The sequence below is a fragment of the Sulfurimonas lacustris genome, assembly GCF_059705355.1.
In genome coordinates this window covers 782771-804068 of sequence record NZ_AP046125.1, presented here as the reverse complement: position 1 = coordinate 804068, position 21298 = coordinate 782771, and the positions used below count along the sequence as shown (strand labels likewise).

The window sequence follows — 21298 nt, the reverse complement described above, 5'->3', positions numbered from 1 at the left end:
CTATGTCACAAAATTTTGATTACGGTTTAGGAATACAAGGACTTGGCGCATTAGCTGGTGCATGGGGTCAGTACGAAACAGGCAGAGAGGCAAACAAGATAAAGAGAGATCAACTTGCTTATGAGAAGCAAAAAGATGATGCTTACAATAAAAAAATAGATACAGCACAGGCTAACCTTGATGATGCGTTTAGCGATAGCGTTTTAAATACAAAGAAAAAGAAAAACCCTGATGGCACGGATGTTGTAGAAACAGCAGCAGTTGCCTGAGCCTTATAATGTATAACGATACTTATCTCTTTACCGAATGGCTCAAAGAGTCCTCACGCCATTTTAAAAAGACAAAACTCTTTAGTAAAAAAGTGCGAGAGTATTACAATGGTGACCAACTCGATGGAACTATTAAACAAATACTAGCAAACCGTGGACAGCCTGAGCAGTATGAAAACAACATTGCAAAGCATAATAACGCCATACTCGGATTTAAAAAAGAGCGACAAATAGATATACGCCTCTTTGGTAGACAGCAAAGAGATAGGGTCGGTGCTGATATGCTCAACGCACTTCTTAAAGCTATAACGCAAGTGAGCGATTATGAAACAGAAGTAGATGCTCTTGATGACGAGTTAAGCATAGAGGGTGTAGCCATTGCCGAACTTACCATAAATGCAAGCGGAGAGTTTGACAGCTTTGGACGTGAGCACAAAGATGTAGAGATAAAACAAGTGCCTTCGAGTGAAATATATCTCGACCCTTTTTCTCGTGCGAAAAATTATAACGATGATGCTAGACATTTGACACGCTGTTTTTGGATAGATACTGATTATTTGCTAGGGCTTGGATTTTCCCCAGAGAAAATAAAAGAGCTCACAAATATTAACTACATAGCTGATGTGGTAGAAGATGATATGTGGGCGGATGAGACTATTCGCAAGAGAACTCTTTTAGCGTACACTTGGTACAGAAAGTATGATGCAGAGAGTAAAAAAGATAAGTTTTATTACTGTTTTTGGAGCAACACGACTATACTTTTGCAGGGAGAAACGCCTTACAACTTTGATGGGTTTCCTTATGAGGTTGAGTTTTTGAGCCGTGACTTTTTAGGCAAGATAAAATACTGGGGATTGTACCGTGACATTATGCCAATACAAGACCACATTAACTATGCAAAGCTGCGTTTGCAAAATATGCTCGCAAATAACAAGACACTCATTAACCGTGGGGCTTTGATAGATGGTGACATAGAAGCGTTTAATGCTGAGTACAGTCTTGACAATGCTACTGTAATGGTAGAAGATATCAATGGTGTCAAGGACATTAAGCAAAATGTACAGATACAGCAAATACTCGGAATCATCATAGATGGACGACAGCAGATAAGCGAGCTTTTAAACTCTAACAAAGAGATGTTAGGCACAGCGAACAATCGCATGAGTGCAGTTGGGCAAGAACAAAGAGTACAAACAGGGCTTATTGGACTAAGCCGCTTTATGAACTCAAGCGACAACTTGCAAAAGAAGATCATCAAAAAGACCGTGAAGTTTATAGAACAGTATTATGATACGCAGAGAGTTGTGAGCATTATAGATGAAGATTTTATGCAAGACTACATTACCATGAATGAGGCAGTACTTAATGAAAATGGCGGTGTAGAGCTTGAAGTATTGGCTGATGGTAAAGTGAAGCCTAAAGTTTCTAATGGCATAAGTGTCGGCAAATATGATTTAATATTTACCGCTAAACCAAAGTCTAACTCTATGAGTTCTGAGCGTTTGCGCCAAAATGTAGAACTCCTCAAAGTGCTACAAAGCACAGACCCTAAGCTTGTTAAGTACCTGATACCTGACATACTCAAAGATAGTGACTCTCCAAGTGCTAAAAAGATAAAAGAGATAATAGAGCAACAAGATGCACAGTCGCAAAATTCTCCAGAGGCACAGCAAGTGGCACAACTTCAAGCAGAGAACGAAAAACTCAACATGATGGTAAAACAGTCGCAAGCTAACCTAAACAACACAAAAGCAAAAGCTATGCTTGACAAAAACCAGATAGATTTGCAAAAAGCTTTTAGCAGCTCTTTGATACAAAAAGAGGCAGTAAAAGCCAAGAGTGATAAAAATCAACTTGATATGATGAGGAGTGTAAGCTAATGGGATGGTATGACAGCTTTAGAGGCAATGTCGCAGGGGTAAACCTAAACGGTGTCGGAAGTGATATGGGGCTAGGAGCTAAAGCATTTGGCGATGCGTTTGTAACAATAGGCAAAGGTATGACAGATGCTACAAAAGATGCAGCACTTTTAAAAACGCAAGAAGCAGCGCTGAGAGCTGATGAGGCAAAGGTAAAATCCGAAGAGGCAAAGACAGCACTCTACGGTACGCAAAACACAGCGGCGCTTGATGCCATAGAGACAACTAAAGCAGACAAAGAGACAAAGAAACTTGATGATGCGTTTAGTACATCTTACAGAGGTTTAGAGGGAGCTGAGAATATAAAGCTCTTTAAAGACAACTACCAAACAGGAAATGGCTACGGCACACTCTCATCTAAAGCAGTACAAGAAGCAGATGCACACTTCCAAAGCAAGTTTAACGATGAAGCGAAAAACAAAGCTGTAAGCGGTGGATATAAAGATTTTGCTACATTTGCAAAAGAGAATGAACAGCTTGTAAAAATGGCAGATGGCACAACCATGGCACAGCTTGACAAACACTTTAGCGACAAAGATACGAGTGAGGCGAAGATGGCAGCACAAGAAGCTAGAACGCAAAATGCATCTGCGATGTTAGACATAAAAAGAGAGATGAATAATCTTAATGCTGAGAAGAATAAGGCACTAAACGAGAATGGAACAAAATATACTCAAGAGACCGATACAAAAATAGCAAATATAGTGGCTAAGGGTATGGGGCTTGATATGAACAATATTGACGGATGGAGTGAGGACAAGCAGGCAGAATTTTATACAAATACTACAGGTATTGCAAAAATAGCAAAAGAGTATAACGTCACGCCTCTTATTGCTCTTGATATGTTCACAAAAGCGAATACTAAAACGTCTGAAGCTACAAGTGCTACCCCTCAAAAGAGTTGGAAAGATTACGAAAAATAACTAGGCTATTTTGACAACCCACTTAAGCTTTTTATATTAGATAACATAAGCCTTTATATCATTATAAAGGCTTCTCTTGAAACAAATAGACATATTCTCCGACAAAGATTTTCAATCACTTGACTTAGAAAAAAAACAGACAATCGCCAATAATTACTTTGACAGAGAGATGGCAGACGAAGAGTTCTCAAAACTCGATGCAGAGAAACAAGCCGTCATAAAAAATAATTTTATGAATGCACAGCTTGATTTTGATGTGAGCGACACTATTGCCAAAAGTGCAAGTGCATTACAAGAGGCATTTAAACCTAATCCATTATCTGCAAATGTTTCTATTGATGGAGCTATGAATGAATTTGGAGCGAACTCTCCTACTCCATTGACTGCAAGTACCGCCACTGTAAAACAAGAGAGTACAGTAAAAAATGATTACTTAATTCCAAACTCACTTACTGCTTCAAATATTGATTTGAAAGCTCCTGATATAAAACTAGATGTTCAGTACAAACCAGAGTTTGATGATAGTAACATACTAGACCAAATACAATCTTCTTTAACACAGCAATCAGTGGAGTCTGCAAGAGCAGTCAGTAAGTTTGGTAAAAGAGGCTTAGAGGCAGTTGGTGCAAATGGACTAGCTTCAAAGATACCAGATGTAAAAGCATTGACTCAAGATGAAGCGGATTTCATAGTTGGATATTCTCAAAACAATAGAATTAAAGATAAAGATTCTATGAATGATATTAAAAAAGATTGGGAGAATGGAGATTATCTCACAGCAACTTCAAAATCTGTTATGGAGTTACCATCTGTTTTGGCTGATAGTAGTGGTGAAATAGTGCAGCTGATGAATTTACCCTCTACAGGTGTGGCGATAGCTGCAAGAGTATCAAAATTTGAAGATGAGTACATAAAAAATAATAATGGCAATAAACCTGATGCTGCTTGGTATGCTGAGGCTATAACAACACAGTCAGCCATACTTTTAGCAGAACGATTTGGAATGAAAGTTTTAGGAAAAACTATTAAATCTACGAAACCAAAAACAGGAGCAGGTGTTGCAGGCGGAATTGCTGAGGGTGCTTTATTTGAGAGTGGACAAGAGTATTCAGAGGCAGTCAGTCAAGAGCATCTAACTCAAAAAGAAGATGCTAAAAGTATTGCACAAATAGCTACATCTGATGATGCTAAATTTTCTGCATTTTTAGGCGCAACTATGGGTGGCGCTATGAAAGGAAGTGCGGAGGCAGGTTCTGTAGTATTTAATAAGCTTACTCCTGAACGTAAAGACACTGCAAGAGAGACTTATATGCAAGATGCTTATAATAAGCAGATGATGGGAAGCGGATTAGTAGCTACTGTAGATGATGCGGGGTATATAAACTTTTCAAACAATCTGAACGATAAAGTAAAAACCATTCAAGATGAGTTTCAAAACTTACTTATTAATCACCCTGAGCATACTATACCTGTAGAGGCTGAGGATAGTGTCGCTATTCAAGAAGAAGTTGTAAATCAAGCGAAAGCGAATGGATTAGATGTTAGCGATAAGGGCGGTCTTAATGCAATAGATGTAGGGTTTAAAGCTTTAGAACAAAGCATAGCTACGAATGAAGAATTAAAGCCTCACGGGGTTGAGGAAATGCCTAATGCTGTACAGACACCTACCACATCAACAATAGATATGGCACGACTTCAAGAGTTGCAACAAAAAACAGATGATGAGCTTACGACTGATGAGAAGTTTGAACTAGAAGATTTAGTGGCAAGCATGGATGCCAAACCAGTTGTAAGCCCTACTCCGACAATAGAAAAACCTCGTATTGGTGAGCCTGAGCCAGAGGCAAAGCTGGATGTTACAGACATGCAGACACCACAATTAAAACAATTCACTATGCAAGTTGATATTCCCGAGATAGATTTAAAAAAAGGCGATGTAGTACAATATGATGGAAGCAGTGCAGATAAGTTTCGTTTTATAACCTCAGATGGAACGAAAGCGTTCGTAAAAGTTCCTCTCTCAAAAACAGAAAATGAAATTACTCAAAAATATTTTGGGATTGATGCAAAAGATTTTAATAATAAAGTAACGCTTGAGCCAGAGGCAAAGTTGGATGTTACTGACACTAATGTCGGGGACATAAAGGAAGATCCTGATGCAGTTCCACATGCCGAAACTAAAAAAGAGTTTAGTAGTGATGATACACTTAAAATAAATACAATTAGAGATACATACATTTCAAAGCGTATCAAGGATGACTATAAATATTTAGATGAAGTTAAAGAACAGTACGGAGAGGAGAGCCCTCAATATCAAAATAAAATAGCTAAGTATAAAGATGAAACAGAGCTAAGAAGTGCTTATGCAGAGCATTTTAAAAATACTTTTGATGAGATGCTTAATGATTTTGATAGTGGAAATATGGAGAGAATACATAGCCGTCTTGTTCTTGGTATAGGGTTTGAGCAGTATAAAAAAGGGATTGAAGCTGTACGAAGTATAGACTTTGGAAAAACAAGAAAGGCAAGTGCAGAGGCTATTGATAAGTTCTTTGATGGCGGATATACAAAGTTTTTAGAAGAGAGAGATAAGGCAAGTAAAGATGTTGCTCAAAAGAAACATATAGACTCTCTTATAAAAATGCTTGATGGACAGCAAATTAGATATAAAAAAGAAAATATGTCACGAAAAGAGTTTTTAGATAAAGTTTTTGCTGAGGGATTCACTGATGTTGTAAAAACTAAGAGGGGTGCAGTAAATAGATATACGCTTAGTGATGGAAATTCAGCGTTTGAACTTAAAAAAGATGAAGTTGAATATATAGATATTTTAAGCACTGCAAAAATACAAGCAGCTTTAGATGCAGAGGAACAGGATGAAAAAGATAATCCTGATAAGTATTTAAGTGATGCTGAGGCAGAGCATTTATTTGGTGGAAATAGAGACTCAAATAGTGATATAATTAAACAAGAGGTACAAGACAATGCAAACATTAACAGCGGAACAAAAGAGCCAATACTTGAGCAACTTCAAGGAAATGTTGGAGTTGAACCTAAGCAAAGCGGAACTGAGCAGGATGTCACAACAAAAGACACTGAGTCATTATCTCCAATCAAAGTCAAAAGTGATGTTAGAGGAGATGGAGAGTTATCTAACACAGGGGTACAACCTGATAGAAGCAAGGGAGATAGTGACAAACGACCATCTTCCAGTGGAAGAGTAGATACACAAAATCAACATATAATCTCTCAAAATGATGTTTATGCAAGCGGCGAAGTGGGACGCTTTGTAGCAAACATCGAAGCAATTAAACTTCTTAAACAAAACAAACAGCACTACACAAAAGATGAAAAAGCAACACTCTCAAAATATACAGGTTTTGGCGGACTTGGTAAAGCATTTCGAGATTTAAACGGGCAAATAGTTGATGGATGGAGTGAGAGAGTTAGGCTTCTTGAGGGTTTACTTACAGCTGATGAACTTAAGAATGTAAAGAGCGGACAGCTTGATGCGTACTACACACCTATTAAAATTACTCAAAGTATGTGGGATTTGTCATCACATCTTGGATTTAAGGGTGGAACTGTTTTAGAGCCGTCTATGGGAGTGGGAAGATTTATAGGATTGTTACCGCAAAACCTCAAAGGTAAAGTTGCTTTTAATGGCATAGAGATAGATCCAACAACATATAAGATAGCTGCTGCACTCTATGAAAATATCAATGCAAGAAATTTAGGGTTTGAAGAGACAAACTATGACAGTACGCATGATATGGTTATTGGCAATCCTCCTTATGGAGAGTTCAAGCTTTATGATAAAAATAAAAAAGAGTATAACACTCTCTCAGCTCATAACTACTTTGTAGTAAAAGGTTTGGATGCACTCAAAGAGGGTGGAATTTTAAACTTTGTAATCTCTTCCTCTTTTATGGACAATCTTGATGCAAAGACAATCTCACTCATTAATGCAAAAGCAAACTTCATAGGTGCTATCCGACTTCCATCAGACGCATTTAAAGAGACAGGCACAAAAGTAACTACAGACATCGTTGTTTTTCAAAAGAAGAGTGACACAAATATTGAAAATCCTAAATTATGGGCTACAAAAGGAACTCTTAACGGATTTAAAATAAACCAATACTTTATAGATAATCCTAAAATGCTTCTGGGCAATTGGGTTAAAGGCTACCGTGGCGGCGAACTTAAAGCCAACGGAGATTTTGAAACACAACTATCAGAGGCTATAACATCGCTTCCTAAAGATATTTTGGCAAGTGATGGAACAATTCAAGAGCATAAGAAGTCACACTCTTTTAAGCCTAGCGTGATGTATATAGAGGGTGAAAGCGTATTTGTAAATATTAAAGATGGAGAGGGTGTCACTCAAAAGAAGCTATCTCTTACTCCTGCAAAAGCAAAACAATTTATAGCTCTTAGGGATGAGCTTTTAAAGCTTGTGAGTATGCAACTTGACACTACACTTAACGACAAAGAGGTAGAGACTCAAAGAGCAAAGGTGAATAGTCTCTATGATGGGTGGGTTAAAAAGAATGGTGCATTAAATAAGGTTATGACACGAAGTCAAATCACAAAAGATAAAGACGGATTTTTAGTAGCAACACTTGAGGAGAACTACAAGCCAGAGATAAAAGCTGACAACAAAGTAGGGAAAGAGCCACAAGATGAAAGCTGGAATAAAGCAGACATACTTACAACAAGAACCATACGTCCACAAACCGACATCAAAACAACAAACGCAAAAGAAGCTTTAGAGTTTGCTATTAATCAAAAAGGGAATGTTGATTTAGAGTATATGGCTCAAATATCAGATAAGACACAAGAGTCTCTAATAGATGAACTTCTTGGTACTATATTTTACGATGTGGATGCAGGATGGGTTACAAAAGATGATTTTTTAAGTGGTGATGTAAAAACTAAACTTGAAAATACAATAGATGATTTTCATAAAAAAGCACTTCTTGAAGTAATACCAAAAAACTTGGAAGCTCAAGATATACGAGTTGAAATCGGTCAGAGTTGGATAGATGCAAAATACATCAGACAATTTATGAGTGAAGAACTCGGATATAGAAACTATGAAGCACACCAAAGTTCTGCAACTGCAAAGTGGTTTATCAATGGCTATAGCGGAAACTTCCCTTTTACTGCAAGTCGTGTTGAGAACAATGCAATACTTGATTCTGCGCTCAACAATAAGATGCTACGAGTTACGTATAAAGATGTTGTGAGCGGTAAAACCATTCTTGATGAAGAACGAACAGACTTTGCAAATTCACAAGTACAGCTTCTAAAAGAGAAGTTCGAGGGGTGGGTGTTTCAAGATGCAACCAGAAGAGACACCCTCGTATCACACTATAATGAGATAAAAAATAGATTTGTAGAAAAAAATGTTGAGGACATCATCGGAAAATATACAATCCCTAATATCAAATGGTTTACCCCTAGAAACCATCAAGTAAGTGCTGTTTATAAATCGGTATTTGGTGCAAACGCTATGCTTTTAAATCATACCGTGGGAAGTGGAAAAACACTTACTTCTCAGATAATCGCTATGGAGTGGAGACGACTTGGTAAAGCAAAAAAACCACTCATAGTCACTCTTAAATCTGTTGTTCCTCAGTATGTGAGAGAGTTTAGAATGGCATATCCTAATGCAAAGATACTTTTGCCTAATGATAGTGACTTTATTGCAACAAATAGAAAAATGCTTTTGAGTTCTATTGCTACAGGCGATTATGATGCTGTTGTTCTTTCTCATGAACAGATGATGAATCTTCAAAATCCTTTAGAGCTACAAAATGAACTTGTACTTGATGAGATATACAGCTTGCAAGAAGCACTCAAAGAGGTTGAAGATTCTAATTTGGACTATAAAGAAAAAGGGAGAAGTAAGCGACAAATACAGTTAGCTATAGAGAAGCTTGAAACAAACCTTGCAAAGCTTCAAGATGCAAGTAAAGATGATATTTTAGGGTTTGATAAACTTGGTATTGACGGTATCATAGTTGATGAGGCACACTACTTTAAAAAACTTGTTTACAGCACAAGCATGGGAAGCATTAAAGGGATGCCAGATACAAGCGGAAGCAAAAGAGCTTTTGACCTTTATGTTAAAACCCAATATCTACTTAGAAGCAATCCTCATAAAACGGTTGTATTTATGACAGGAACACCGATTACAAATACTTTGCCAGAACTCTATCTACTTCAAAAATATCTTCAAGCGGATGAGCTTAAAGCACAGGGGATATATCACTTTGATGCGTGGGCAAAAGACTATACAGAGCAAACTACAGAGATAGAGCTTACAAGCACAGGTGGACTTAAAGAGGTTACTAGACTCAAAGAGTTTAAAAACCTCCCAACACTCATACAAACAACAAGACAGTTTATAGATACTGTTACAAATAATGACATCAAAAAAAGTGATGTAAACTTTAAACTTCCTCCACTCAAAAACGGTAAGGTTACAGAGGTGTATGCAGAGCCTAGTGATGAGCAAATAGAATTTAATCTTGGACTCATAAAAAGAATAGAGAGTTTTAGTAAAGATAACCCAGATAACCATTTGGCAGTTTTTGGCGATGGTGCAAAGATGGCTATAGATATGCGACTGATTAATAGCAGTTTTCAAGATACTCCAAACTCTAAAGTCAATCTTGCAGTTGCTAAAGTTTTTGAGAAATACAAAGAGTTTGATAGTGTCAAGGGAACGCAACTTATATTTAGTGATAAGGGTGTACCAAAAAGCAAAGATACAAAAGCAAAACTTGAAGAGTTGATAAGAAAAGCAGATGAAGGGAATGAGGACGCACAAAAAGCACTTAGTGAATATAACGATGAAGAGATTGATGATATGCTCAATGGAAGCTTTAGTGTTTATTCTGATATGAAATCAAAACTTGTAAAACTTGGAGTTCCTGAAAATGAAGTAGTATTTATTCACGATTTCGATACAAAAGAGAAAAAAGAGAAACTTGGTCAGCTTGTAAATAGCGGTGCAATACGCATAGTAATCGGTAGCACGAAAAAACTAGGAACAGGTATGAATGTACAAAAGAGACTTATAGCTGTACACCACATAGATATACCATTTACTCCTGCGGAACTTGAACAGCGCAATGGCAGGATTATTCGTCAAGGGAATGAACTCTTAAAAACGATAGAGGGGTTTGAAATTGAGATAGTGCATTACCTCACAAAAAGAACACTTGATGCTATGAACTTTCAGATTTTACAGAACAAAGCAAAGTTTATAGAGCAGTTTTATAATGGCTCTATGGACGGTGAAGTAGATATAGAAGAGATGAGCAACAGCGAACTTGCTGAGAGAATAAAAGCCGAAGCAAGTGGTAATCCTCTTTTGATAGATAAAATGAGACTTGAAAAACAACTCAAAAAACTAAGACGCATTGCAAGAGGGCAGGAACTAGCAAATCAGCAAAAAGCATCTGATATAAAACAACATGAGATGAGAATAAAATATCTCAAAGAGTCGTTAATAAATCTTGATAAAGATAGACAAGAGATTGGGAATAACAAAATCGTTATTGATGATAAAACAGTTGAGACAAGAAAAGAGATAGGCGAAGCACTCTATGATGTTATTACAAAATATATAAACGCAAAAGCAATCAATCCTAAAGAGGTTGGTAAAATAGGAGATATAAAAATAGAGATTCAATACTCCGCTACAACGGATGGTGTAAAGATTAATTTTAAATCTCTTTTTCCTAATATTTTGGAATATACATATACAGGGCAAAGTATAGATGGTCTAGGTACGAAGTTTGTAAATAAGATGAATAACTACAGTGATATGTTTGAGTCTTACACGAATGAGTTACCATTAAAGCAAGAGATGTTAGAGTCTTTGAAAAATAGTAAAGATGGGAAGTTTGAAAAGCAAACTGAACTCGATAAGACAGAGAAAGAACTCAATGATGTAAAAAAAGCTATAAGTGATGCAGCAAACCCTGATAAAAAAACTGCGACAGAAGAAGCCATAGAAGAGTCCACCGTTTCTTACTCAAAACTTCCAACACCAAAAGAAGAGCAGCAAATAGACGAAACAAATCTTTATGCTCGTGCGAATGGGTATGATGAGGCTGGTGTGAACTATGTTCCTAACTACTCCGTGAGCGGTATTCCTACTCGTCCTTTGAGCGGTACTATTATGCTTGGCAAAAGAGAGATACAGCTTCCTACTCTGGATAAGCCTATAAACGCAGATAGTCTGCGTGTCTATTTGAGTGAAATTGTAGGGAACAGACTTTATGATGGAAAGATAAAAGGCAAGAGTGCTTTAGGTGTTTACCAAAGAAAAGACAGTGCAATTCGTGTGAAAAACTACAGCGATGTTGAAGTGATGGCTCATGAGATGGCTCACTTTTTGGACTTCTTTTTCAACAACAAAAGTAAAACTGCAAAAGATAGTTTCTTTAGAGGTGTGATACTGAAAAACAAAGTAGAAGTAAAAGCTCTTAGCTACACTACAGACCCTAAAAAAGTATTGAGCGAGGGATTTGCTGAGTTTGTTCGTTTGTGGCTTACAAATTACAATACTCTTACTCTCGTAGCGCCAAACATGGTAAAAGATTTTGAAGCTCGTTTAGCAAAAGATAGAAATCTTCAATTTAAAATGGAGATGCTACAAACTGGGATGCACCAATTTTATTATCAAGGTGCGGATGCAAGCCTTAGAAGTAAGCAAGGCGGAGAGCTAAACGCAACAGCGAAGAAGATGCAAAGAAGTAAGGCACAAATAAGCAAAGAGATAAGACAAGGTGCAATAGATAAAATTCATAGCATCAAGCGTATCGAAGCTGAGATTCGTGGAGATGTTGCAGCAGATGCACTCAATAGCCCTTATAAGATACTCCAACTTGCAGAACATGCAAGCTCTTTAATGCACTCTGCTATGCACTTTGGAGTGCCTACGGTGATGGCAAGCGGAGACTTAACTTACAGCGGTAAAGCATTGAATGATATTTTTGCTCCTGCGACAAAAGTATCTGAAGAGCGTGTGAGACTTTTGTCGGATTATCTTGTAGCTAAAAGAGCAGATGAACTTATGGGGCAAGGGCGTGAAAAACTTATTACTAAAGATGAGATAAAAGCAGGACTTGCACTCGCACAAAAATATCCTGAGTTTGAGACTATCTTTGAAGAGTATCAAACATTTAACGATGGTATGCTGGACTTTTATGTCGCTATGAACTTGATTACCTCTTCACAAAAAGAGAACTTTCAAGAGATGAATAAAAACTATGTGCCTTTTCATAGGGTTACAGAGAGTGTACAAAATGGAGCAGTACCTCCAGCGAAGATAGGACAAAGACTTACAGGAGGAACACACTCTCTTGGCAACATCATGGAGAACATCATCAACGGCTTAGAGAGCAACATCAAACAAGCGATAATTTCCCGAGGGAAATCTGTATTTTTTAAGATGCTTGATGATAGTGACATGGGTGGAGTGTTTGCAACCAAAGTGAGTGCAGAAAACAAACTTGTAAAATCAGACATAGCACAGCAAGCGAAAAAAGTAGCAAGACTTATGGCAGAACTTGGTGTGACTGTTGCAAAAGATGGGATGATATTTAGCGGAAGCATAGATGCAGATGTGATTGTAGATGTAAACGAGATAGAGCAAAACTTACTTGACAATCCGTCTGCGTTAGAATTTTGGACACACGGACATAAACCTACTTCTCAAACAGGATATATTGAGACGGTAATTATAAACGATAAAAAAGTTTACTTTGAAGTACATGATGCTGGGCTTGTTGATAGTCTTACCTCTTTTAGCGGTGCAAACTATAATGGTTTTGTGCAGGGCTTGATGATGGCTAAAAATGTAATGACTTGGAATATTACAAATAATCCACTCTTTTACTTTACAAACTTTGCAAGAGATACAGTGAGTGCAACGGTACTCTCTAAAAATAATTTTGTACCTGTTATGACTTCTGTAAGTGGTATGTATCACTTTGTGACGAAATCAGATGTATATAAAGCGTTTATGGCAAGCGGCGGCGGTTATGGAACGAGAAGAACTACTCTAGGCGGTGAAGCGGATGCTATGGGAATGCTAAAAGTGAACCGTGGGTTTGAAGTGATCCACAAACTTCTAAGTGCAATGGCGTATGGTGCTGATGTTTTTGAGTACGGCACAAGAGTTGGAGAGTTTGCTCTTAGCACAAAGAGCGGAAAAAGTAATATGCAAGGAGCTTTTGAGGGTAATGAAGTGAGTACAGACTTTACCATCAAGGGAAGCAATCGCTCATGGACTGGATTTTTAGCAACTGTTCCATTTATGAAAGCTGCAATTAACGGTTTAGATAAAACGGCAAGAAGAATTTTCTCGCTTAATGGGGAGATGAAACTCTCAAATGCAGTGAAGTTTGCAAATCAGATGGGAGAGCTACAGGCGCATAAGCTAAAATTTTATGTCATAGGTGGAATATTAACAGGGCTTACACTTGCTCTATGGTTGCAAAATAGGGATGATGAGAGATATAAAAAACTTACTCGTGATAGTAAGCTTATGTATTGGCACTTTTTTATAGGTGATGAACATATAAAAATACCTCGTCCATACGATATTGGTTTTGCATTTGCAACTATGCCTGAGATTGTTGCAGACGGTGTTTATACGAAACATGGTAAAGATGCTGCGGAGGATTTTGTTTGGGGTGTAAAAACTATGTTTAGCATTGGGGATGTGAGCGGATTGTTTCAACCAGTACTTGAGCACATGACAAATAAGAACTGGACAGGAGGAGACATCATCCCTAGCTATCTTGAAAACTTGGATGATAAGAGCGACCAATACATGAACTTCACTCCACTGCTTTATAAAGAATTTGGCAAACTAACAGGCGCTAGTCCGATACTAACGCAACACTATGTTGATGGGTATCTTGGACTTACTGCAAAAATGCTAGAAGAGACAACTGAGAATATTCTTTGGAATGAAAAAGATTGGGGTGAGCGACCTTTTGCAAAAAATGCCTTAGAGTTTATGATACATCGTTTTAGAGGTAAAGAGGCTGAACCGAGAACTATTTATAGCGAGAAGTATTACAAGCTTATGGAAAAAGCAAGTGGTGTTAAAGCAAGTTTTGAAGCTAAAAAGAAAAAAGCTTTTCTTGACGATGGAAAAAACATCACTGAGTATATGAGTAAAGAGGAGAAAGGTGCGTATGTGCAAGTGAGTAAACTTATGAAAAGCTACGGACAAACTCTGACTCAGATTAAAAACAGTGTAGAGCATATCACTTATGATAAAAATTTAAGTAGAGCAGAAAAAGAGAAACTTATTAATGATGCGTATGCAGCACGAACAGATATTTTTAAAGGCGTAAGTGAGTCTTTAGAAACAGAACTTAAAAAATTTGAGGATAAATAAATGGCACATGATTTAGAGATTCGTTTTAGATGTAGGGCTTTGTTTGAAGTTATGAACAAGTCACTTACCGACATTAGCAAAGATGAGGCGGTAAGCGTCTCTACTTTGAGCGATTGGAAGAATGACGATAGAGATGAGTATGGTGGGCTTTGGTTGCAGGGTTCTAAGTCTGGCAAAGTTGCTCTTACTGCAAAGAAGTTACGAGAGGAATTAGAAGCGACCTCTGTTTATGATGAGATGAAAAACAAGCTCAATCAATACTATGGCGTGAGTAAGAAAGGAGACTTAGAAGTAGATGGTATATTGGACATAGGAAGTGACAATGCACAGCTACAAGCTCGCATAGAAACAGATATGACACTGCTTGCATCTGTACAGGCTGATTACTTTGATGCGCAGCTATTTAAGAACTCTATGCTCTCCAGCATTGTTCTGAGTAATCAAGTGAAAAAAGATATTACGAAAGTGAAACAAGCTGACATCAAAGCAAGTTCAGAGATACATAAACTCGCCAAAGAGTCACGATTTGGAAAAAGTCCTGATACGGTTATATTTAATGCGAATGGAAATTATAGTGCTGATGAGTTGAATTCTATGACTGTTGAACAATTAGAACGGTTGATGAAAGAGGAACAGAAAAAAGCTATTGAGATGCAAACTGCGGAAAGTGTTTCATAAGATGGTGGGCTTTGCAGGACTCGAACCTGCGACAACCCCGTTATGAGCGGGGGACTCTAACCAGCTGAGTTAAAAGCCCATCAATGAAAAAAGAAGTCGGTACCCAAGTCGGTACCCATAAAAAACTAACACCTACTAAGCCACCTTACAGACGCACTTTGTGGAAATTCCACTAATACGTTATGAGCGGGGAGCTCTAACCAACTGAGCTAAGAACCCACTTGTTACACAAAGAAGATACTGCTTTGTAGGGCGGAATTATACTTTAGCTCACCTTAGATTTTTCTGATTTGTCAGCGTCTTTGATTTTGAAAACTACCGCGTAGAGGAGCGGTACATAGATAAGGTTGAGGAGCGTTGCCCATGCTATGCCAAAGCCTAGAGAGATTGCCATGGGTTGAAGTATCATAGCTTGTCCTGAGGCAAAAAAGATAAGCGTAGAGAGCCCTAAAACAGTGGTGAGTGATGTTAAGAGAATCGGGCGCAATCTTGTTTGTGCCATCTGCATCAACTCTTCTGTATTTTTTGCATTTTTGATAAAACTTACTACTATCAAACCATCATTGACAACGACCCCAGCAAGCCCTACTACGCCTATCATCCCTGGCATTGTGAGGTTGATGCCCATTACCATATGTCCAAAGAAGACGCCTAGCAACACAAGAGGGATGGTGCTGATAACTATGAGCGATTTTTTAATCGAATCAAAAAGCCAAACAAGCGTTATAAAGATAAGAAAAATGGCGATGAGTGCAGATTGGAGCATCTCTTTTTTATTTTTTGCGTTCTCCTTCTCTTCGCCTTTTATATCTATGACAAAGCCATCATCCCTTAGTTTTGCAAATGTTGGTTGGAGTTTTTGCATCGCTTCTGCAGATGTTATCTTTTTTTTGTCCAGTGAAGCCATTACTGTTCTGATGCGCACGCCATTCTCTTTTTGAAGTGCAACAAAACCTTGTGTCATGACAAAATCACACACCTCACGTAAGAGTACAAATCTATCTGATAAGGGTATCTGCACCTCAACTCTGTTGATGGAGTCTATCTGCTGGTTGATGCCACTCTCTATCTTGATGCGTACAAGTCCGCTCTCATTGAACATCTTGCCATATTCGCCTTTGAGATAGTAGGAGCGCAACTCTCTTGAAATAAGCTCTTCATTGAACCCAAGCTGTTGTCCGTACTCATTGATGCGCAGTTTTAGCTCTTTTTCGCCCAGAGTGGCATCATTAGCTATATTACTGACACCCTCTATCGCCTTTAAAGCCTCTTGGAGTTCCTCTACTCCACGCACTACTTTTTGCTCCTCTTTTGCGCTCAAGCTAATCTCTACATCCGAAGCGACAACCCCCGCCCCTGGAACTTTGACAACAAGCTCTTCAAAAACTAGATTTTCCTCTTTTTTAAGTTCATAAAAAGGTGCGACAACTTTTTCTACATCTTTTGCTATCTCTCTTGCGTCTCGCCCTCTTTTGAGCACCTCCGCATCATACTCTATGGAGAGATAGGGACTGATATATTTATCAAACACATTTTCTGGCGCACGTTCGCTTAGGTCGATGAAAATATGAAAAAGATGCTCACCCGTCTCTACCACATTTTTAGCATCAAGTTTAAAACCGATGACAGATGTGATGGAGGAGATAGCATCACCTTTTATATGCTTCAAAAGCTCATTTTCAAGCTCTGTAACTATCATTTCGGTATCTTCAAGTTCATTGTTTACATTGACCTTGCCATAAACATAAACCTGCGTGGTATCAAAATCTGGAAAGAGCTGAAACTTAGAGTTTTTGAGCATTACTGCCGTTAAAGAGAGGATTGTTACAACCATCACGATAAGCGAGAGCCATTTTCTTTTGAAAAAGAAGTGCAAAACAGCGTTATGCCAAGAGGAGAGTTTTGCCCAAAGTTTTTTTGTAAAACTCTCATTGTGCGCCACTCTTAAAAAGTCATGTGCATGAAGAGGCAAAAAGTAAAATGCCTCAAAAAGAGAGGAGAGTAAAAGTACCGTTATCATGATAGGAATGATTTTGATAAACATCCCCATCTCACCACTAAGCAGCAACATCGGCAAGAAAGCAAAAACAGTAGTGAGTGTTGCAGTAAGAACTGCCGGAAACATCTCCATCGCCCCTACAATCGCCGCTTCTCGCCGCTCCATTCCCTCTTCTAGGTGTCGGTAGATATTTTCAGCAACGACGATGGCTTCATCCACAAGCATACCAAGGGCTATAAGAGCTCCAAGCAGGGAGAGCATGTTAAGACTATCGCCCATGACCTCCGTGACGATAAGTCCTGTCATCAAACTCACAGGAATCCCAACAGCAACAACGATGGCAATCCCAGAGTTGATAAAAAGCAGCATCGCTAAAAAGACAAGAGCAAGTCCAAAAGCAATATTTGCGAAAACTGTATTTAAACGGTTTTTTATCCACACCGAGGTATCTGCATAAATCTCATACTGAAGCTCTGGATGAAGTTTTTCTTGCTCTTTTAAAAGCGCACGTACCTCTTTAACCAACGCTATAGCATTGCCCTCGTGTGATTTTGCCACATTGATAGAGATATTTCTCACTCCGTTATAGTGCGAGAGTTCCGACTCATCACTCAGCTCAAAAGAGACATCTGCAATATCGCCTATGCGTACCTTGACTCCACCAACACCAATGAGCGTCTCTTGAATCGCTTCTCTGTTTTTCTCCCCATTATATGTTGAGATATAGAGATGAGAACCACGCTCTTTTATCGTTCCTATGGGAAAAACGGAGCTGATATTTTTGATAGCTTCTATCGCTAAAGCCGGTTGCAGCCCATACGCTAGGATTTTTTGCTCATTGATGTTGATAACAAGCTCCTCCTCTGCATCTCCTCGAATAGTTATCTCGCTGAGTTCTTTAAACTTGCTCAGCTCACTTTTGAGCTCTTCTGCTCGTGCTAAAAGTTCCTCTTTTGGTCTCTCTCCCGCCAATGCGATAAGTGCTAATGGAAAGGTATGAAGCCTTACCTGAGCGATAGGTTCTGCCATATCAGCGGGTAAATCTTTTTTAACACTTCCGACGATATCTTTGACATCATTTAAAACATTGATATTTTGTGAACCAGGTTTGATGTCAGCAATAATAGAAAAAGAGCCATTTTTGATGGTTGTTTTTATGGTTTGGAGTTCTGCGATATTTTGTAAATCATCCTCAATCGTTTTGACGACCATCTTGTCCAAAACATCTGCCGAAGTGCCTACGTAGCCGCCAGAAATGGTCACTTTATCCATATTCATAGGCGGAAAAATCTCTTTTGGGATGTTTATGTAGGCAAATACAGAAAGTACAAAGATAAACGTCAAAAAGATATGGTTGAGAAGCGGCTTATCTATAGCAAACTCTAAGAAACGTCGTAGCATCACAACCCTTTAAAATAGTGTGTCAAGAATCTGATTTTTAAATCGTATCTCTTCAACAGAGCTCTGTATAAGCCTGTTTTCCTCTTTAAGCGTATCATGCTCGCCTTTAAGCTTTGCGATGTCTCTGCTTGTAAAGTAAATCTGCTGTTGGATATATATCTTTGGAAAAAGTAGCGCAATAGCAAAAAAAACACTAAGTACTACGTAAAAAAAGTAGTTTAAATCCAACTCTTTTTTTGGATTGATAACATCATCTACTTCATTTAAAAGTTCTGTTTTGTGACCCATCTATATATCCATCTCAAATATACGCATTTTGGCACTTCTGCTTCTTGGATTTGCTTTTAGTTCATCATCTTGAGCCATAAGCGGTTTTTTTGTTATGATTTTTCCATAAGAGTGGTTGTTGCCACAAGTACAACGCATCGCCTCTTGCGGGCAGATGCAACTCCTGCTCCACTGGCTAAATCTATTTTTGACAATTCTATCTTCGAGAGAGTGAAAAGAGATAATCGCTACAGTAGCATTTGGAAATTTTGCCGCTTCTATCGTATCTAAGAGTGATTCTAACTCACCCAACTCGTTGTTAACCTCTATGCGGATAGCTTGGAGAAGCAAGGTGGCAGGGTGGATTTTCTTTGCAGGTGGCAAGAGAGGTTTTAGTGCATCGGAGAGCTCTTTTGCTGTTAGAAACGGGCGGTTTTGCACAATAAAAGATGCTATTTTTTTAAAGTTTCCAAGCTCACCGTACTCTAAAAAAATCCTCTCTAAATCACGTTGTGAGTACTCATTTACCACATTATATGCGCTAAGCGGCGCATCTTTGTCCATCCGCATATCAAGGGTATCGCTTGAAAAAGAGAATCCTCTCTCTTTTTGGTCAAGCTGGAGTGATGAAACACCAATATCTGCCAAAATTCCTCTGATTTGACTAGGTTCATACTCTTGCAAAATCTCTTTGAGCAGTGAAGCAAAACGCCCTTTTTTTATAACAACTCTCTCATTATAAGGCTCAAGTCTTGCGCTTGAGAAGTCGATAGCACTCTGGTCTTGGTCTATTGCGATGAGTTTTATGTGAGGATTTGCTTCAAGAAGCAGCGAGGAGTGTCCGCCGTACCCCATCGTACAGTCAATGATTATCCCATCTTCTATCTCACTAAAAGCTTCTACTACCTCTCTATAAAGAACTGGAACATGAGGAACTGCTTGCATACCCTACCTACGGACTATTTTTTACTATGATTATACAGCAACTTTGTAAAGTTTAATTTTTCTTAGTGTATTATAAAGAAAAAAAAGCGGGCAAAAATGCAAAGTTTCATCAACACGTACTACATTGAAATCATTGGCACAATCGCAACCGTAAGTCTTGTGGTCATCTATTTGGTTCTGAGAGCATCACAAAAAAAAGAGGACAATGGGTATATTTATGAAAACAAGCCCAAAACTGCCGCACCAGAAACTCCAGTCACACACAAAACACCAAAAGTTGTGCCAGAGATAAAAGAAGAGGAACGTAGCAAGCCTGTTGAATCTTCTGCGCCGCAAGTTACAAAAAGAGTAAAACGTGAACTTCTCCCGCATGGAAAAATAGCAAAAGAGGATTTTGAAATTTTTAGAGGGGTAAAAATTCTTATCGCGGAAGACAATATTATCAATCAAAAAGTTATTGTTGGACTTTTGTCAACATCAGGCATTGAGATAACTATAGCAAACGATGGACAAGAAGCGCTTAACATCCTTGAAAACAACAAAAACTTCTCAATAATTTTTATGGATGCACATATGCCTGTTATGGATGGATTTCAAGCAACAAGAGCAATTCGCAAAAATCCAAACTATGAACATATCCCAGTCATCGCTCTAAGTGGCGATACTGCAGCAGATGATGTTAGAAATATGCTGAGTGTCGGCATGGAAGCACATCTTGAAAAACCACTTAAGATGGATGCACTCTACGATGTCTTCTACATCTACACCACAGGCAATGAAGGTAAAAACTGCCCCTCTAACGAGCATGAAGAGGAAGATTTGAAAGAGTTTGACACACATATGGGGTTGGAGATTTGCGGTGGTGACAAAGAGTTTTATCTGGAAATTTTAAACGATTTTATCTCAAAATACTCAGATTCTGCAAAAATCATTCAAGAGTATATTAGCACCTCTGATAGTGCAAATGCAAGTAAAATGCTTCTGGACATCTCCGGTGTGGCAGCAAATATTGGGGCAGATGAACTCCATCAAGTTGCGATAGACCTTAAAAACAGCCTCTCAAATCCAACAGATATGGAGTACATCAACAATCTCAGAAAGTACAAAAGATCACTTCAACAAGTTTGTGAAGCGATCAACGAATATACAAGCCGTATTTAACCTCTGCCCAGAGCCTTTTTAACGTTATCGTCTGCCATGGAGATATTCCATGCCGGCTCCCAAACAAGGTCAATTTCTACACTTTTTATGCCTGCCATTTTTTGTACAGCTTCTTTTACCCACTGCATAATGAGTTGGTGCAGGGGACACGCTTTTGTAGAGAGTGTCATCTTGACATAAGCATTGCCATCTGCGTCGCATGAAGCATCATAGATAAGCCCCATCTCTACAAGGTTAAACCCAACCTCTGGGTCAAGAACAGTTGAGATCGCTAAAAATAGTTCCTCTTTTGAATACATAAT

Annotated in this window: 10 protein-coding genes and 1 tRNA gene; 6 read left to right on the top strand and 5 right to left on the bottom strand. The window is 38.4% G+C overall.

Going from position 1 to position 21298, the window contains the following annotated elements:
• Positions 1 to 2 precede the first annotated feature (2 nt).
• From AC6H4V_RS04200 to AC6H4V_RS04180, 5 genes are all read left to right on the top strand, one after another.
• Positions 3 to 269, top strand: a complete 267-nt coding sequence (locus AC6H4V_RS04200; protein WP_497607583.1) for a hypothetical protein — start codon at positions 3 to 5, stop codon at positions 267 to 269.
• Positions 270 to 277: 8 nt separating this feature from the next.
• Entirely contained in the window at positions 278 to 2149 is a 1872-nt protein-coding gene (locus tag AC6H4V_RS04195) for a portal protein (RefSeq protein ID WP_497607582.1), read from the top strand.
• Positions 2149 to 3111 carry a hypothetical protein gene (locus tag AC6H4V_RS04190; RefSeq protein ID WP_497607581.1) on the top strand — a complete coding sequence of 321 codons (963 nt, stop codon included), beginning with the start codon at positions 2149 to 2151 and terminating at the stop codon, positions 3109 to 3111. The genes AC6H4V_RS04195 and AC6H4V_RS04190 overlap by 1 nt, the downstream gene beginning before the upstream one ends.
• Positions 3112 to 3187: 76 nt before the next feature.
• Positions 3188 to 14545 (top strand): helicase-like domain-containing protein, encoded by an 11358-nt coding sequence (locus AC6H4V_RS04185; RefSeq protein ID WP_497607580.1) that lies wholly within the window; start codon positions 3188 to 3190, stop codon positions 14543 to 14545.
• Positions 14546 to 15223, top strand: coding sequence for a hypothetical protein (locus tag AC6H4V_RS04180; protein WP_497607579.1), 678 nt, complete (start codon positions 14546 to 14548; stop codon positions 15221 to 15223).
• A gap of 2 nt (positions 15224 to 15225) precedes the next feature.
• Here the strand turns inward: AC6H4V_RS04180 and AC6H4V_RS04175 are convergent.
• From AC6H4V_RS04175 to rsmH, 4 genes are all read right to left on the bottom strand, one after another.
• A tRNA-Ile gene (locus AC6H4V_RS04175) sits at positions 15226 to 15302 on the bottom strand.
• A 186-nt stretch (positions 15303 to 15488) separates the two neighbouring features.
• A complete protein-coding gene (locus AC6H4V_RS04170) occupies positions 15489 to 18623 on the bottom strand; it encodes an efflux RND transporter permease subunit (protein WP_497607578.1) in 3135 nt (1044 codons plus the stop codon).
• Between the two features lie 9 nt (positions 18624 to 18632).
• Positions 18633 to 18911, bottom strand: a complete 279-nt coding sequence (locus tag AC6H4V_RS04165; protein ID WP_428730701.1) for a hypothetical protein — start codon at positions 18909 to 18911, stop codon at positions 18633 to 18635.
• The gene (gene rsmH / locus AC6H4V_RS04160) at positions 18912 to 19835 is read right to left on the bottom strand and encodes a 16S rRNA (cytosine(1402)-N(4))-methyltransferase RsmH (protein ID WP_497607577.1); all 924 of its coding nucleotides are present in this window, start codon (positions 19833 to 19835) and stop codon (positions 18912 to 18914) included.
• Positions 19836 to 19931: 96 nt separating this feature from the next.
• Here rsmH and AC6H4V_RS04155 point away from each other — a divergent pair, with 96 nt between their 5' ends.
• Positions 19932 to 20996: a response regulator gene (locus AC6H4V_RS04155; protein ID WP_497607576.1), complete on the top strand. Its 1065-nt coding sequence runs from the start codon at positions 19932 to 19934 to the stop codon at positions 20994 to 20996.
• On the opposite strand, the gene AC6H4V_RS04150 is transcribed toward AC6H4V_RS04155, so the two are convergent.
• The gene (locus AC6H4V_RS04150) at positions 20993 to 21295 is read right to left on the bottom strand and encodes a metal-sulfur cluster assembly factor (protein ID WP_428730957.1); all 303 of its coding nucleotides are present in this window, start codon (positions 21293 to 21295) and stop codon (positions 20993 to 20995) included. The two genes, AC6H4V_RS04155 and AC6H4V_RS04150, sit on opposite strands and share 4 nt — an antisense overlap.
• Between the last annotated feature and the right edge of the window lie 3 nt (positions 21296 to 21298).

Coding starts and splice junctions, on each gene's coding strand:
- AC6H4V_RS04200 (WP_497607583.1), top strand. CDS start 3: ATGTCACAAAATTTTGATTACGGTTTAGGAATACAAGGACTTGGCGCA.
- AC6H4V_RS04195 (WP_497607582.1), top strand. CDS start 278: ATGTATAACGATACTTATCTCTTTACCGAATGGCTCAAAGAGTCCTCA.
- AC6H4V_RS04190 (WP_497607581.1), top strand. CDS start 2,149: ATGGGATGGTATGACAGCTTTAGAGGCAATGTCGCAGGGGTAAACCTA.
- AC6H4V_RS04180 (WP_497607579.1), top strand. CDS start 14,546: ATGGCACATGATTTAGAGATTCGTTTTAGATGTAGGGCTTTGTTTGAA.
- AC6H4V_RS04170 (WP_497607578.1), bottom strand. CDS start 18,623: ATGCTACGACGTTTCTTAGAGTTTGCTATAGATAAGCCGCTTCTCAAC.
- AC6H4V_RS04165 (WP_428730701.1), bottom strand. CDS start 18,911: ATGGGTCACAAAACAGAACTTTTAAATGAAGTAGATGATGTTATCAAT.
- rsmH (WP_497607577.1), bottom strand. CDS start 19,835: ATGCAAGCAGTTCCTCATGTTCCAGTTCTTTATAGAGAGGTAGTAGAA.
- AC6H4V_RS04155 (WP_497607576.1), top strand. CDS start 19,932: ATGCAAAGTTTCATCAACACGTACTACATTGAAATCATTGGCACAATC.
- AC6H4V_RS04150 (WP_428730957.1), bottom strand. CDS start 21,295: ATGTATTCAAAAGAGGAACTATTTTTAGCGATCTCAACTGTTCTTGAC.